12 protein-coding genes and 1 pseudogene are annotated in these 16,135 nt (G+C 57.1%); 5 read left to right on the plus strand and 8 right to left on the minus strand.

Annotated elements, in window-relative coordinates; genetic code table 11:
• Window positions 1-68 precede the first annotated feature (68 nt).
• Together sodC and metF are read right to left on the minus strand one after the other, a co-directional pair.
• The gene (gene sodC / locus BF12_RS0113890) at window positions 69-611 is read right to left on the minus strand and encodes a superoxide dismutase [Cu-Zn] SodC (RefSeq protein ID WP_339378987.1); all 543 of its coding nucleotides are present in this window, start codon (window positions 609-611) and stop codon (window positions 69-71) included.
• Window positions 612-863: 252 nt separating this feature from the next.
• A complete protein-coding gene (gene metF / locus BF12_RS0113895; RefSeq protein ID WP_024952797.1) occupies window positions 864-1,715 on the minus strand; it encodes a methylenetetrahydrofolate reductase [NAD(P)H] in 852 nt (283 codons plus the stop codon).
• 316 nt (window positions 1,716-2,031) lie between these two features.
• On the opposite strand from metF, the gene BF12_RS0113900 reads away from it, so the two are divergent.
• The gene (locus BF12_RS0113900) at window positions 2,032-2,961 is read left to right on the plus strand and encodes an AEC family transporter (RefSeq protein ID WP_024952798.1); all 930 of its coding nucleotides are present in this window, start codon (window positions 2,032-2,034) and stop codon (window positions 2,959-2,961) included.
• A gap of 20 nt (window positions 2,962-2,981) precedes the next feature.
• On the opposite strand, the gene BF12_RS20255 is transcribed toward BF12_RS0113900, so the two are convergent.
• From BF12_RS20255 to metK, 6 genes and pseudogenes are all read right to left on the minus strand, one after another.
• Entirely contained in the window at window positions 2,982-3,875 is an 894-nt protein-coding gene (locus BF12_RS20255; protein ID WP_084488128.1) for a UDP-2,3-diacylglucosamine diphosphatase, read from the minus strand.
• A gap of 137 nt (window positions 3,876-4,012) precedes the next feature.
• The gene (locus BF12_RS0113910; protein WP_169734537.1) at window positions 4,013-5,092 is read right to left on the minus strand and encodes a GGDEF domain-containing protein; all 1,080 of its coding nucleotides are present in this window, start codon (window positions 5,090-5,092) and stop codon (window positions 4,013-4,015) included.
• Window positions 5,093-6,128: 1,036 nt separating this feature from the next.
• The gene (locus BF12_RS20260) at window positions 6,129-7,253 is read right to left on the minus strand and encodes a cation:proton antiporter (RefSeq protein WP_211242468.1); all 1,125 of its coding nucleotides are present in this window, start codon (window positions 7,251-7,253) and stop codon (window positions 6,129-6,131) included.
• Window positions 7,254-7,273: 20 nt separating this feature from the next.
• Window positions 7,274-7,399, minus strand: coding sequence for a hypothetical protein (locus BF12_RS23220; protein ID WP_282705510.1), 126 nt, complete (start codon window positions 7,397-7,399; stop codon window positions 7,274-7,276).
• Window positions 7,400-7,538: 139 nt separating this feature from the next.
• Window positions 7,539-8,042, minus strand: a complete 504-nt coding sequence (locus BF12_RS0113925; protein ID WP_024952801.1) for a YgjP-like metallopeptidase domain-containing protein — start codon at window positions 8,040-8,042, stop codon at window positions 7,539-7,541.
• A gap of 161 nt (window positions 8,043-8,203) precedes the next feature.
• A pseudogene (gene metK / locus BF12_RS20265) lies at window positions 8,204-9,423 on the minus strand (methionine adenosyltransferase).
• Window positions 9,424-9,987: 564 nt separating this feature from the next.
• Here metK and tkt point away from each other — a divergent pair.
• The 4 genes from tkt (at window position 9,988) to fba (ending at window position 15,949) form a co-directional block, all read left to right on the plus strand.
• Window positions 9,988-11,982, plus strand: a complete 1,995-nt coding sequence (gene tkt / locus BF12_RS0113935) for a transketolase (protein WP_024952802.1) — start codon at window positions 9,988-9,990, stop codon at window positions 11,980-11,982.
• 493 nt (window positions 11,983-12,475) lie between these two features.
• Window positions 12,476-13,606 carry a type I glyceraldehyde-3-phosphate dehydrogenase gene (locus BF12_RS20270; protein ID WP_084488129.1) on the plus strand — a complete coding sequence of 377 codons (1,131 nt, stop codon included), beginning with the start codon at window positions 12,476-12,478 and terminating at the stop codon, window positions 13,604-13,606.
• Complete coding sequence (locus BF12_RS0113945) at window positions 13,603-14,766, plus strand: phosphoglycerate kinase (protein WP_024952804.1); 1,164 nt, start codon at window positions 13,603-13,605, stop codon at window positions 14,764-14,766. The genes BF12_RS20270 and BF12_RS0113945 overlap by 4 nt, the downstream gene beginning before the upstream one ends.
• Before the next feature lie 118 nt (window positions 14,767-14,884).
• Window positions 14,885-15,949 carry a class II fructose-bisphosphate aldolase gene (fba, locus tag BF12_RS0113950; protein WP_024952805.1) on the plus strand — a complete coding sequence of 355 codons (1,065 nt, stop codon included), beginning with the start codon at window positions 14,885-14,887 and terminating at the stop codon, window positions 15,947-15,949.
• Window positions 15,950-16,135 lie beyond the last annotated feature (186 nt).

A 16,135-nucleotide genomic window follows, 5' to 3' on the forward strand; every position in this document is an offset into this window, starting at 1 on the left:
TTTTTCATGTCATATCAATCACGTGCCGATAGGTATCATTTCTCGGCACGAGCCAATCAAGCAAAGTGCTATTGGATCACACCGCAGGCAACACGCGAGCCACCACCCCCAAGCTTGGGCGTATCGGTGTAGTTGTCACCACCGGAGTGAATCATCAGCGCATGGCCGCTGAGGTCACTTTCCTCAAGACGCGGTGCCAACACTGGCAGTGAAATCTTGCCATCGGCATCGACGCTCAGCGCCGGGAGATCCCCGAGATGGCCATCGCCATACGGCCCTTGGTGAGTCTCTGTGCCTTCCGGGTCGAAGTGGCTGCCGGCTGCGGCTGCAGCAACGGTTTCACCATCCTTCTCGGCAGGCTCACAACTAGCCTTGGCATGCAGGTGGAAGCCGTGAATACCGCTCTCCAGACCCTCGACCTTCGGTGTCAGTAACAGTCCATTCTGAGTATCTTCGGCCATGATGCTCCCCACGGCCTCGCCGATACCCTCAGCATTCACACGATGCATCTCGATCTCGGTAGATGCCTGAGCCGCACCACTGGCCAGGCATGTACCCAGAGCAAGTGCAGCACATGTTTTCAGCAAGGGACGCTGTGTCATGATGTTCATAAGCAATCTCTCCAGCACGTAGGCCGACACCCGAATGTGAGATCAAAGCTCGATACTGGATGTCGAAGTGGTGAGTGGTCGGTGCTACTCATCACAACCTCGGGGCCTGAGCCAACATGTTCAATGCTTACGAGAAAAGAAATCCCGTTGCGAAACGCACCCCCCCCCCACCAGAAGCTGGCAAGGGCGTGTTATCAAAGGCTTTTCGGCACGACGCGCCAGATCATGGTTATCGTCATGATCAGCGGATAATCATGCGCTGGTGATGCCCAGATTCCTGAGGACATTGAGGCTCGGCTCAGCCTGATTGAGCGTATAGAAATGCAGGCCCGGCGCACCGCCATCCAGCAGGCGCTCGCTCATGCGTGAGATCACCTCGGTGCCAAATTTCTGGATGCTCTCGCTGTCATCGCCGTAGCTCTCAAGCTGCTTGCGAACCCAACGCGGAATATCCGCACCGCAGGAGTCGGAGAAACGCGCCAGCTTGGTGTAGTTGGTGATCGGCATGATGCCTGGAATGATCGGCTGCTCGATGCCAATGGCCCGCGCACGCTCCACGAAATGGAAATAGGCATCGGCAGTGAAGAAGTACTGAGTGATGGCGATGTTGGCCCCCGCATTCATCTTGCGAGCGAAGTTCTCGAGATCACGCTGATAGTTGTCCGCCTGTGGATGACATTCCGGATAGGCAGCCACGGCTATCTCAAAATGATCGCCGGTCTCTTCACGCACGAATTCGACCAGCTCGTTGGCATAGCGCAGCTCACTACGTGCGCCCATACCAGACGGCAGGTCACCGCGCAGAGCAACCAAACGCTTGACGCCCCGCTCGCGATATTCGCTCAGAATTTCGCGCAGCTCACCACGATCACTCCCTATGCAAGACAGGTGCGGAGCGGTGCAGACACCACTGCTGCTGACCGCATTGACGGTATTGAAGGTACGTTTACGGGTGGAGCCACCGGCACCGTAGGTCACGGAGAAGAATGTCGGGTCGATGACTGCCAGACGATCGCGGACATCCATCAACTTCTCGTGCCCCACCTCGGTATTCGGTGGGAAAAATTCGAAGCTGATACCTAATGGATGCTCGCTTGCGCTCATGGGATAACCCTCTGTGGTCAATCGTGTCCAGCATTGATGTTTTTTCGCCGCACACTTCAAGGTGTGCGTGCTACAGCATGCATTGCATTCTGAACTGAGCCGCGAGTCTCGGCTAATGAAAGGTTTTCGCCTCAACATCAATATCATTCATATAAGAATCTTCTTTCTTATAACCATAATCTTTCACGTATCGAAGTATTCTCACCAGAGGCTCTAGCACGAGGCTTGCGTGTTGATTGTCATCATTCACTGGATGACGCCGGCACATGTCGCGCGGCATGATGAGAATAGCCAACAACATTCACAAGGACAGGTGATGGACCATATCGATCTACAGCAGCCCCTCTGGATGCTGATTACCTTTGTTGCCATTGGCTGGCTATGCGCACGCCGACTCGCGATTGACCCGCGCCCTATCGCTACCCTGCTGATCTACGTGATTGCACCACTGACCTTCTTTCGTGGACTCGTACTCGGTGAGCCATCGCTCAGTGATCTCGGTCTGACACTCGGCCTGTTCACGATCTCAAGCGTGCTCTGCCTACTGACCCGACCGCTGGCGGCGATGTTCTTCCCACCACAGGAAGCGGCGCTATTGGCCTTCTCTGCCGGCACCGGCAATACCGGTTACTTTGGCCTACCTGTCGCCATGCTGCTGCTGCCGCCAGAAGGCGTGACCCAGTATCTCTTCTGTTTGCTGGGCATCACGCTCTATGAATTCACGCTGGGTTTCTACGTCAGTGCGCGTGGACAATTCTCGATGCGCGAAAGTCTGACCAAGATCGTGCGTCTACCGCTGATCTACGCCTTCCTCGTCGCCCTGTTGGTCAGCACGCTGGGGATTGGCATTCCGGAGGCCGTGCTGGAGGGGCTGAACTACTTCAAGTACAGCTACACGGTACTGGGCATGATGATCATCGGCATGACACTCGGCGGCATCAGCCTGCGCGAGGTAGACCCGCGCTTCATTCTTGCGGCTTCGGCGCTGCGCTTCGTGATGTGGCCACTGCTGAGTCTGGGCAGCGTGATGCTACTGGGTAGCCTGACGACGCTCGACCCTGTACTGGCACAGGCACTGCTACTGCTGGGCGTGGTACCCATGGCCGCCAACGTCGTGGTGCTGGCCATCGAACTGAATATCCAACCGGCCAAGGGCGCCATCGCAGTGATGCTGACCACGCTGGCCGCCCCGCTGGTTATCCCACTATATCTCTCGTGGATGCTGGCGATCAGCGGGCTGGGCTAGAAAATACGGGAGAAATGGGCTCAAGCCCCCGTCATCTCCGGGGGCTTGCATGCCATGACAGGCTGCTGAATGGCCGGGTCTATCACGGCCTGGCGTGACATCACGAAACGTGGCGCGCTTTCAATGATCTGTCCCTGCCAATCAATCAGATGCAAGGCACCGTCCGCATCCTCAGCCAGTGCGGTGCAATGCTCGACCCAGTCACCGTCGTTGCAGTAGAGCACACCATCCTCAACCCGAAACCCTGCCTGATGAATATGTCCACCGATATAGCCATCGAGACCCTCAAGACGTGCCTGGCGCATGGCCGCTTCCTCGAACTGCGCGACATAACGCTGCGCCGTCCCACTACGACGCTTGAGTGCGCTGGCGAGCGACCAGTAAGGCAGCCCAAACAGTGAGCGGCCACGATTGCACCAGCGGTTGAGTGACAAGATGAAGCCGTGCATGCCATCACCCAATGTGAGCAACCACGGTGCGATGCGCACATGAGTATCAAACTCGTCGCCATGTGAGACCAACAGACGACGACCGCTAGCAGTGACATGAATCGCGCGGCGCTCGATGCTCACGTTATGCAGCTTCACGCCACAGAGCCGACGAAACGATGCATCGTGATTGCCAGGAATATAGATCACCTCACAGCCGCTACGCGCCAAGCGCAGCACACGGGCTACCAGTGCCTGCTGATCCTTGTCGAGCACGGCGCGCTTGCGCATCGCCAGTAAATCAACGATATCGCCCACCAGATAGAGTCGCTCAGGGCGCACGCGACGCAGCAACTTGGAAAGCAGCGCTGCCTGACAATCCGGGGTGCCTAGATGTAGATCAGAAATAAACAGAGTACGAACCTGCCCGAGAGAGGCAGCTCCAGAACAGGAATCATCTTGAGAGGGAAAGCGCGGCGCGGTCATGTCTGTCACCTCCGAACCAATGAATGCGGCCAGAAGGGCCACACCGAGATAGCGTGACATGGGCTAGTGACATGAACGTAACAAGCAGATGAACACGCGGTGACAACTGCCATGCATCCAAAGGATATCGAGGTAGCTCAGGCCTGACGATCACTCAGGCCCGCCGCGGCACGGCGACGCGCGCGCTTCTGGCGATACATGCGGTCATCGGCGATCTGGATCAGATCATCCACGTCCACATCGCTCTGCAGTACAGGGTCATGAGTTACGCGCCCGATGCTGATATCAACCGGGAAGGCGATTCCCTCTCGCAGACGGCGCTCCTGCAAGCGGCGCATCAACTGAGTTGCTGCCTGCTGACTGGCCATGTCACAAGCGCCCGGCAGTACGACCAGAAACTCATCACCACCCAATCGGCACGCCATGCCCTGATCCCCCGCCGCCTGTGCCACACCCTCAGCGACCAGCTGAATCAAGTGGTCGCCCTCGGCATGTCCAAAGCTGTCGTTGACGTGCTTGAGCCGATCAACATCCACAAACAGAATTGACAGGCAGCGGCGCACACGCGTGCTATCCAACAGCACCTGCTCGAAGAACTCGAGACCAAAACGTCGATTCGGCAGACTGGTGAGCAGGTCGTGATTAGCGCGGTATTCAAGCTCGTGCTGTTGCGTCAGCAGTTGCTGGTTGACGCGATTCAGCTCGGCGTTGCGTCCTTCCAGTGCCAATCGCAGCATGACCGTACGCTGAAACGTGGAGAAACGTGCATGCGCAAGCGCCGGTGCGATACACAGCGTCGTCATCAGATAGGCACCGCCAGCCCCGACCAAGTCGGTCAACTGCAGGGGGCTTAGCCAGGTGAAGATGGGGATATAGAACACAATCAAGGGCAGACTACTGGCGAGCTGATAGCGCCAGCCCCATACCAGCCAAGCTGGCATGGCAATCAACATACAGGTCGCAAAACTCAGGTTCCACAGCGATAGCGCGATGACGTTATCAATCATCGCAGCACCAAAACAGAAGAAGAGATTGCTCGCTATCGCCCCGAACAGCACGATGCCATTAGGATTCTGCGGATTCCTGCGCAACAGGAAAACACACAGCAAACAGATTCCGATCAGCAGGAAGCGCCCTGCCCATAATAGCTGCCAGGCGTTCGGCACCTCGAAGTAATCGAAGAGCAGAAAGCAGGATAGTCCGGCAATCGCGAACATGACGAACGTGTAATTTAGCCGAGCACAATACCGGCGAGACTCGCTATCAGAGCCAGGATTGCCTGGCGGCATGAGATGGTCATGAAAAGGCACGGCACACCCTCAGGCAATAACTAGCGTTCTCTAATGCTACACCCCACGCAGGAATGCCCCTATCTCGGTGTTGGCTGATTTGTTAACGCTACGCCAGAAGCTCTGAAGGCCAGAGATGAAAATCGTAACGCCTCAATGCGAAAGCGAGGTGTCATTCAGAGGCAGGGATGGCGCTGTGCCCCCAGAACATCTCTCCTCGTGACGAGGCTCTCAAAAACAGCCTTCTATCGAGAGGAGTGCTGCACGGAGCTACGCCAATGTCTGGCCCAAAAGGCCATCACATAACATGATGGCCATCTCATGCTTAATGAAGCAAAGAAGAGCTGCTGGGCTTCTTGGCAGTCGTCTTTGCCGCTTTTTTCTCTTTTGCTGTTAAAAGGGGCTTCTTTTTAGTCGCTTTTTTACTGTCTTGACCTTTACTCATGACATTTTCCTTTTGAGGTAAATTCTAAGCTGAAGTCAGTGTTGGTCATTCTCATGCCGAGATGACGCACTAGCGCTACAGGCTGAAGCATAACGATTCAGTATGACCCCCAAGATACGCAATTGATAGAAATAGATGATGTTGTCTGGAAAATAGAGTAATCCAGCACTATGGATATAAATAAAATATCCCACCTGACTTTTGACCATATTGAATTATAAACATTTTCCCATGGCGCTCATCATTATTTCATGGTTATAACCACATCAGATATTTCAAGATAATCTTCAAGGGGATTTATTATTGATAGAGCCATTCTACTGCTGGCGCTACTACACCAGCCCGGCCCCCCCCCTTCACTCGGAGCCACATCAGAGCAAGATGCCGAGGGGGCTCCGTGCATCTGGATTAGCAGCGCTATACACCGCAACGCCCCGACACTCTTGTGGAAAGCATCGGGGCGTTGCGTTTTTTCAGCCATGATTCAATTTTCAGCTATGACTTGGTTTCAACTACAGCTCAATGCTTATCGTCTTGCGACTCCGTGTGGCATCGATCTCCGACCACCATCTTGACCAGTTTGCCGATGGTCAAACCCTGTACCAGAATCGAGAACAACACGATGATGTAAGTCGTCACCACTAGCGGCTCACGAAATTCGCCTTCGGGGATCGCCAGCGCCAGTGCTACCGAGATACCACCGCGTAGGCCACCCCAGGTCAGCACTCGCGTGGTGCCTTTACGGAAGGTGTACCAGCGGCGCAGAATTCGTAGTGGCACACCAATGATGACCAGACGAGACAGCAGGATGACAGCCACCAATGTCAGCGCGACCCCAATGGCAGTCAGGCTGATCGGCATCAGTACCAGCTCAAGACCAATCAATACGAACAGCACGGCATTGAGAATCTCGTCGACCAACTCCCAGAAGCCATCCAGATAGCGGCGCGTGTTATCCGACATCGCCCCAGCGCGGGCCATATTGCCAATGATAAGCCCTGCCACCACCATCGCGATGGGGCCAGAAACGTGTAGTGCCGAAGAGAGCGCGTACCCCCCGAGCACCAGTGCCAGGCTCAGCATCACCTCCACCTGATACTGATCAATGCTTCGCATCAGCTGATATACCAGTCCACCCAGTGCCAGTCCCATCAGAATACCGCCACCGGCCTCCTCAACGAATAGCAGGCCCATGTGACCCAGATCAATCTCGCCATTACCGATAGAGGCCGTGCCGAGCAATGCAGTAAAGAGCACCACCGCCACGCCATCGTTGAACAGCGACTCACCGACGATACGAATCTCCATATCCGCCGGCGCCCCCGCACTGCGCATGATGCCGAGGACCGCGATGGGATCCGTTGGCGAAATGAGTGCACCAAAGACCAGGCAGTAAAGATAGGGAACTTCGATGCTCGCCCACTGAAACAGCCACCAGGCAGCTGACCCAATCACGATAGTCGAGACCAGCACGCCCAGCGTTGCGAGCAAGCCAATGGAGCGACGATAGGCTTTCAGCCGTGAGAGGTCGACATGCAATGCGCCGGCAAACAGCAGGAAAGACAACATGCCATCCATCAGCAAGCTATTGAAGTTGATGCGCGACAGCCAGTCTTCAGCGCTATCCGCGACGGCGGTAGTCATCGAGAAATGATCCAATCCGATCACACCCAGTGATAGCACCAGCCGATAGCCATCACGCCGATGGTCGGCGGCAGTCGCAGCACCCGCTGGTTGAACCACATGCACACGGCAGTAATGGTAATGAACAGTGCGGCGAGATTAAGCATCTAAATACATTCCTTTATGGTGATGCTGCCAGCACACACAGCATGGTTCTTCCATGATACTGGGAAATGGGATCGTTCACTTATCGACTATTCCACGAGCGGAGAAATAGACCGCGTGATCTTAGCTTGGATGGACAAGTTACCAAAGGTCTCCAAAGCGATCTCGATGACATAAATAAAGACGTAGATCGAACTCAAGCTGATGATAGTCCGGCTCCATATAACAGCATAATTTATAGAATGCCTTGTCATGTGCCTTTTCACGCAAATGCGCTAATTCATGCACGACGATCATTTTTAGCAGCGGTTCAGGAATACGTCGAAATAAAGAAGAGATGCGAATCTCATTCTTGGCCTTGAGTTTATTACCCTGCACTCGAGAGACAAACGTATGCAACCCCAACGCATTGTTGATGACATGAATCTTGTCATCGTAAATCACCTTGCTGATCGGCGCGGAGCTACGCATGTATTGGTTCTTCAAGGCCATCGTATACTCATACAGCGGGCGAGTGCCGTGGATGCCATGGATGCCAGGGTATTTCTTCAAGAAAAAGTCAGCCGTCTTTTCTGCCTCCAGCAAATCTTGCGCTTGCTGCTGAAGCTGCGGGCTGTAGGCGTTGAGATAACGTAGCTCGGGCACCTTGTGACCACTCCTTTACATGTCATCGTATCTGTCGGGCATCACGACGCCAGAAACAGGAAAACCCGCCGAAGCGGGTTTTCCTTGAAACGCATCTGCCTCGCGAAAGGCCTCTCAACGTCACGGGCAGTGAAGCGCCCGTTGACCGGAGACGGCAGGACTTAGATGCCTGCAGCGGCTTTCAGTGCATCGGCACGATCAATCTTTTCCCACGGGAAGGCGGTGAAGGTTTCAGTCTTCTGCTCGCCATTCACGTCTGTCCAGCTGTAGCTGTGCTCGAACGGCTCACGACCGAAGTGACCGTAGGCTGCCGTCAATTGATACATCGGATGTGCCAGATCCAGCATGGTGGTGATGGCATACGGACGCAGATCAAAGTGCTCACGCACCAGCTCGACAATCTTGGTATCACTGATCTTGCCAGTGCCGAAAGTATTGATCGCGACAGAAGTCGGTTCAGCCACGCCGATAGCGTAGGAGACCTGAATCTCGCACTTTTCAGCGAGACCACTGGCGACAATGTTCTTGGCCACGTAGCGACCGGCATAAGCGGCGCTGCGATCGACCTTGGACGGGTCCTTGCCAGAGAAGGCACCACCACCGTGACGCGCCATGCCGCCATAGGTATCGACGATGATCTTGCGCCCCGTCAGGCCACAATCGCCCACCGGGCCACCGATGACGAAGTTGCCCGTCGGATTGATGTGATACTGAGTCGACTCAGTCAGCCACTCAGCCGGCAGCACTTGCTCGATGATCTCGCGCTTGACCATCGCACGCAGATCTTCCTGGGACACTTCCGGATCGTGCTGGGTAGAGAGCACCACCGCCTCGACGGAAATCGGCTTGCCGGCTTCGTCGTAACGGAAAGTGACCTGACTCTTCGCATCTGGGCGCAGCCACGGCAGCATGCCGTTCTTGCGTAGTTCAGCCTGACGCTCCACCAGACGATGGGCGTAGTGAATCGGCGCCGGCATGAAGGAGTCAGTTTCGTTGGTGGCATAGCCAAACATCAGCCCCTGATCACCCGCGCCTGATCTTCTGGCTTGCTGCGGTCAACGCCTTGGGCGATGTCAACGCTCTGCTTGCCGATCAAATTCAGAACACCACAGGTCTCGCCGTCGAAGCCGACGTCGGAAGAGGTGTAGCCGATATCGGTAATGACACGACGTACCAGCTCCTCGAGATCGACCCACGCAGTGGTGGAGATCTCACCGGCCACGATAGCGACACCGGTTTTGACGAGCGTTTCACACGCGACACGTGCGTGCTTGTCGCGCGCGATGATGGCATCGAGCACGGCGTCGGAAATCTGATCAGCAATCTTGTCCGGATGACCTTCAGACACGGACTCAGATGTGAAGAGTGAGTATTCGCTCATTTGTCCTCGACCCTCTTTTCGGATGCGGGGATGATTCGGCCACTGACGGCAGACTGCGTTGACGACCGAGTAGAAACACGCTTGCGGCGCACGATAAGACTTGGCTCAGATGGCCAAGCCTCGGGGGGGCGAGTTTACACGCCACTTATGTGAGTGCCTAGCGTCATGGGCCACCGGCAATGGTCATATCGAGACCTTTTTGTGACAAGAGCGTTGCTCTGAGTAATAAGTGCGCTCAATAGAGAGCCATTGCCATGCTATACCAGAATCCCGTGTCGTAAAGCATGTCTCATCGTCCGCTCGCTGGTGTGGCATGATCGCTCCTGATACCTCTATATATCCTTATGGACCGCTACACTGGCGGAATGGGGTTTGCCGCGCCTTGCCATCTCGGTGACAATACTCGCTCGGAGATCACGCTCGGCACTTGTCCGCGCGTTACAAGGTTCACGCGACGCCTCTGTCTATATCAGCGCACAGTCCTTCACGACGCCATGCGCCACCAGCAGATCGCCGTGATTCATTGCCCCCACTCTTGACGCCCCGCAGGCGAGGAGCTACTGCATGCCTTCCCGTTTTGACCTGGCCAACGCCATCCGTGCACTTTCCATGGACGCCGTTCAGAAGGCCAAGTCTGGCCACCCCGGCGCCCCCATGGGCATGGCCGACATCGCTGAAGTGCTCTGGAACGATCACCTCAAGCACAACCCGGCCAACCCGAACTGGGCCGACCGTGACCGCTTCGTGCTGTCCAATGGCCACGGCTCCATGCTGCTCTACTCGCTGTTGCACCTCACGGGCTACCAGCTGAGCCTCGAAGACCTGCAAAACTTCCGTCAGCTGCACTCCAAGACCGCTGGTCATCCGGAATACGGCTATGCGCCGGGCATCGAGACCACCACTGGTCCGTTGGGGCAAGGTCTGGCCAATGCTGTCGGCATGGCGATCGCCGAGAAGACACTGGCGGCACAGTTCAATCGTCCGGGTCATAACGTCGTCGATCACACCACCTGGTGCTTCCTGGGCGACGGCTGCCTGATGGAAGGCATCTCTCACGAAGTCAGCTCGTTGGCGGGCACTCTGGGTCTGGGTAAGCTGATTGCACTGTATGACGACAACGGCATCTCAATCGATGGTGAAGTCGACGGCTGGTTCACCGACGATACCGCCAAGCGCTTTGAAGCGTACGGCTGGCACGTCGTGGCTAACGTCGACGGCCACAAGCCGGAAGAGATCAATGCCGCTATCGCGCTGGCCAAGAGCCACGACGACAAGCCGAGCCTGATCATCTGCAAGACCGTGATCGGCTTTGGCGCGCCGAACAAGGAAGGTACCGAGTCCTGCCACGGTGCTCCGCTGGGTGACGACGAAGTCGCGGCTACCCGCGAGAAGCTGGGCTGGAATCACGCGCCGTTCCATATTCCGGAAGACATCTACAAGGGATGGGATGCCAGCGAGCGCGGCACCAAGCTCGAGAGCGAGTGGGATATCCGCTTCGCCCGTTATCAGGAAGCGCATCCGGAATTGGCCGCCGAGTTCACTCGTCGCCTGGCTGGCAAGCTGCCGCACAACCTGACCAGCGAGAAGATGATTGAAGAAGCGCAGGCCGCAGGCGACAGCCCCGCGACCCGCAAGGCCTCCTTCGAGTGTCTGAACCAGCTGGGTCCGCAGTTGCCGGAACTGCTCGGCGGCAGCGCTGACCTTGCTCCGTCCAACCTGACCTTCTGGAAGGGCGCCAAGGCCATCACCCACGAAGATTTCAGTGGCAACTACCTGCACTACGGTGTGCGTGAGTTCGGCATGGGTGCGATCATGAATGGTGCTGGCCTGCACGGCGGCTTCATTCCCTACGGCGCCACCTTCCTGATCTTCATGGAATACATGCGCAATGCCGTACGCATGGCCGCCTTGATCGGCCAGCAGGCTATCTACGTCTTCACTCACGACTCCATCGGTCTGGGCGAAGACGGCCCGACACACCAGCCGATCGAACAGCTGACCAGTCTGCGCACCACGCCGAACCTCTCTACCTGGCGTCCGGCGGATGCCGTTGAGACCGCAGCAGCATGGGATGCTGCCATCAAGCGTCATGCAGGCCCGACTGCATTGATCCTGTCGCGTCAGAATTTGCCGCATCAGAACCGTGACAAGGCGCAACTGGCCAACATCAGCCGCGGTGGTTATGTGCTGAAGGATGCTGCCAATGGCCAGCCGGAACTGATTCTGATCGCGACCGGCTCTGAAGTCGGCCTGGCGATGGATGCTGCAGCCGAACTGGAAGCTTCCGGTCGTGCTGTTCGCGTCGTCTCCATGCCGGCTACCGATCTGTTCGATGCCCAGGACCTGGAATACCGCGAATCTGTACTGCCGTCTTCGGTTACTGCACGCGTGGCAATCGAAGCCGGTCACCGTGATTACTGGTTCAAGTATGTCGGCCTGAACGGCGATATCGTCGGCATGGAAACCTTCGGGGAATCCGCACCGGCCGGTGACCTGTTCAAGCACTTCGGCTTCACGGTCGAGAACGTGGTCGAGCGCGCCAGCAAGCTACTGGGCTGATGCCACAATAGAAAGTCAGCGCTAGAGAATGGGTGCTTGAAAATCAGTGCCAGCATCACAGCGCTATCGACGCCGCCGTCTCCCGAAAGGGGATGGCGGCGTTTTCGTGTTCATGGCATTTCTCCTATACATGGCAGCGTCATTCTTGCTCGCCACCCAACGGCGTCACTCACTGTCGCCTGTAGTCGACGCCTGATGATGACCCTCGCCCCCAGGTGACACGTGTCAACTTACGCTGACATGCACATCCCGCCATCTAACGTCGCGTCGCGTGCATTGCGACACTCGCCTCATCGACTACATAACTCGCCCTTATGCGTAGTCTGACTACGCGGCTCTAGACGAAAAAAACTCCAAAATCAGTCGCTTGCGCCCCGCTAGCACATCCCGCCGACACGCTTGATGCGCTACCATGTCTGTCCACTGACGGGATGGTCACGAGATACTTTTGAGCAACAGCAGCCCCCAACACACACACACGGCCCTCGATGACTTGCTCGAGAACGCCGACCATGGCCGATCGCCCTTACGCGTCGCCATCAATGGTTATGGCCGTATCGGTCAGTGTGTGCTCAGGGCGTTGATCGAGCGCGATGCTCGCGGCGAGTCATTGCCGCTAGAGGTCGTGGCAATCAACGAGCTGTCGGATCTCGACACCATCACCTATCTGACTCGTTACGACACCACGCATGGCCGCTTCCCCGGCACTGTGGAACAGCGTGACGGCCAGCTGGTGGTCAACGGCCATGCCATTACTATCCTGTCCGAGGCTGATCCAGACTGCTTGCCATGGCGGGCACTCGGGATTGATCTGGTACTGGAGTGTTCAGGTAGCTTCAAGGACCGCGCCACCGCTGAGCGCCATCTGGCGGCGGGGGCAGGACGCCTGCTGTTCTCCCAGCCAGGCGATACCGACGCCGATGTGGACGCCACCATCGTGTGCGGCATCAACCAGTCCGCATTGTGCTCAGGATTGCGCATCGTTTCTGCCGCATCCTGTACCACCAACTGCTTGATCCCGGTATTGACCGTATTGGAGCAAGCCTTCGGGCTGGAACGTGGCGTGACGACGACCGTACACTCGGCGATGAATGATCAACCGGTGATCGATGCCTACCATCAGACTGACTTGCGTCTGACACGCTCCGCGATGGGCTCGATCGTGCCGGTCGACACTGGACTGGCCAAGGGCATCAATCGTTTGATGCCGCATCTGGAAGGCCGCTTCGAGTGCCTGCACCTGCGCGTGCCGACCATCAACGTCTCATGCATGGACATGTCGATTGAAGTGAAGCGTGATGTGACGAAGGAAGAGGTCAATGATCTGCTGCGTGCCGCCTGTACGGGTCACCTGCAGGGGCTGATGGGGCTGAGTGAAGAGCCAACGGCGTCCATCGACTTCAACCACGATCCGCGCTCGGGTATCGTGGACGCAACCCAGACCCGCGTTGCCGGTGATCGCCTGATCAAGTTGCTGTGCTGGTTCGACAACGAATGGGGCTTTGCCAATCGCATGCTGGACGTGGCCACTCACTGGCACGCCTGCGAGATGGCGCCCCAGTGCTCCGGCGATCCGGCGACGGGAGTTCTCCCCACTGATTCACGACCAAGGAACCCGTCATGAACGTGAAAACGATGACTGCCCTCGACCTGTCCGGAAAGCGTGTCCTGATCCGCGAAGATCTCAACGTGCCGGTCCGTGATGGCCAGGTGACCAGCGATGCACGTATCCGTGCCAGCCTGCCGACCATCAAGGCTGCTCGTGATGCTGGTGCGTGCGTCATGCTGATGAGTCACCTGGGGCGCCCGACGGAAGGCCAGCCAGAAGACCAGTTCTCACTGGCACCTGTCGCGACTCACCTGGGCGAACTGCTTGGCAGCCCGGTGCGTTTGATCAGTGACTATCTCGACAGTGCACCGGAAGTCGCTGACGGAGAAGTCGTACTACTGGAAAACGTGCGCTTCAATACTGGTGAGAAAAAGGACGAAGAATCTCTGTCGCGCGCCTATGCAGCGCTGTGCGACATCTACGTGATGGACGCCTTCGGCACCGCACACCGCGCGCAAGCCTCGACTCACGGCGTGGCACGCTTCGCGCCGGACGCCTGCGCTGGCCCGCTGTTGGCAGCAGAACTTGAAGCACTCGAAAAAGCCTTGGCTGCACCGCGCTCACCGATGGTCGCCATCGTGGGGGGCTCCAAGGTCTCGACCAAGCTTGAAGTCCTCAAGGCACTATCTGACAAGTGCCAGCAGCTGATTGTCGGTGGCGGCATTGCCAACACTTTCATCGCGGCAGCCGGTTACAACGTCGGCAAGTCACTCTATGAAGCTGACCTGCTCGACACCGCGCGTGCGCTGATGGACAAGGTGGAAATTCCGCTGCCGACAGATGTCGTGGTCGCCACTGAGTTCTCCGACAAGGCAGAAGCGATCGTGCGTGCCGTTTCTGACGTGCGTGACGATGAGATGATTCTCGATATCGGCCCTGAGACTGCCTCGCGCTTCGGCGCACTACTCAAGGATGCTGGCACCATTTTATGGAACGGCCCGGTCGGCGTCTTCGAGATTGAGCAATTCGCCAACGGTACCGAGAAGCTGGCTTACGCCATCGCCGAGAGCGACGCCTTCTCGATTGCGGGCGGCGGTGACACGCTGGCGGCCATCGACAAGTACGACGTCGAGTCGCGTGTGTCCTACATTTCTACCGGTGGTGGTGCCTTCCTTGAGTACGTGGAAGGCAAAACCCTACCGGCTGTGGCGGCTCTGGAAGCCGCTGCACGCTAAACCCACCTGTGTCCTGACCGACGCGGGCATTAGAGATAAAGCAATAAGGTCGCTCTCCGCCACGGCGGGGAGCACCCGACGCTCCTCCACTTAATTCCTCAAGAAGACAGGTGATGTCATGGCATTGATCAGCATGCGCCAGATGTTGGACCACGCAGCCGAGTACGGATACGGCATTCCGGCGTTCAACGTCAACAACCTCGAGCAGATGCGCGCCATCATGGAAGCTGCCGATCACACCGATTCTCCGGTGATCGTTCAAGCCTCCGCAGGTGCACGCAAATACGCTGGCGCGCCGTTCCTTCGCCACCTGATCCTGGCTGCCATCGAGGAATTCCCGCATATCCCGGTCGTCATGCACCAGGATCACGGCACCTCACCCGCGATCTGTCAGCGCTCCATCCAGCTGGGCTTCAGTTCAGTGATGATGGACGGCTCGCTGGGCGAAGATGGCAAGACCCCGACCAGCTACGAATATAACGTCGAAGTGACCCGTCGTACCGTCGAGATGGCTCACGCCTGTGGCGTGTCCGTCGAAGGCGAACTGGGTTGCCTCGGCTCGCTGGAAACCGGTATGGCCGGTGAAGAAGATGGCGTTGGTGCGGAAGGCGTCCTGGATCACGACCAGATGCTGACCGACCCGGAAGAAGCTGCCGACTTCGTCAAGAAGACTCACGTCGATGCACTGGCGATCGCTATCGGGACTTCTCACGGCGCCTACAAGTTCACCAAGCCGCCGACAGGTGACACCCTGTCCATCCAGCGCATCAAGGAAATTCACGCCCGCATCCCGGAGACACACCTGGTCATGCACGGTTCTTCCTCTGTGCCGCAGGACTGGCTGGAAATCATCAACGAATACGGCGGCAAGATTCCGGAAACCTACGGCGTGCCGGTCGACGAGATTGTCGAAGGCATCAAGCACGGCGTGCGCAAGATCAACGTCGATACCGATCTGCGTCTGGCCTCTACCGGTTCCATCCGTCGCTTCATGGCGCAGAACCCGTCTGAATTTGACCCGCGCAAGTATCTGAGTGCGTCAGTGAAGGCGATGCGCGATATCTGTATCGCACGCTATGAAGCCTTCGGTGCCGCCGGACACGGCAGCAAGATCAAGCCGATGAACCTCGAGCAGATGTTCGAGCGTTACGGTCGTGGCGAGCTGGACCCGAAGATCAACTGATCTTCCAGCACCCGCAGATGCAACACTGATACACATGAAGCACTGAAAAGGCGGCCCGAATGGGTCGCCTTTTTTTATCCTCGAATGTCTGAGTGGTTACGATCACACGAGGTCAGACACTCGCTGCCTCGCACGCGCGCAGGTATCCTTGTCTTGACGCCATATGGCATATACGCCGCGGGCTAC

The organism is Cobetia crustatorum, from assembly GCF_000591415.1.
GTDB lineage: Bacteria > Pseudomonadota > Gammaproteobacteria > Pseudomonadales > Halomonadaceae > Cobetia > Cobetia crustatorum.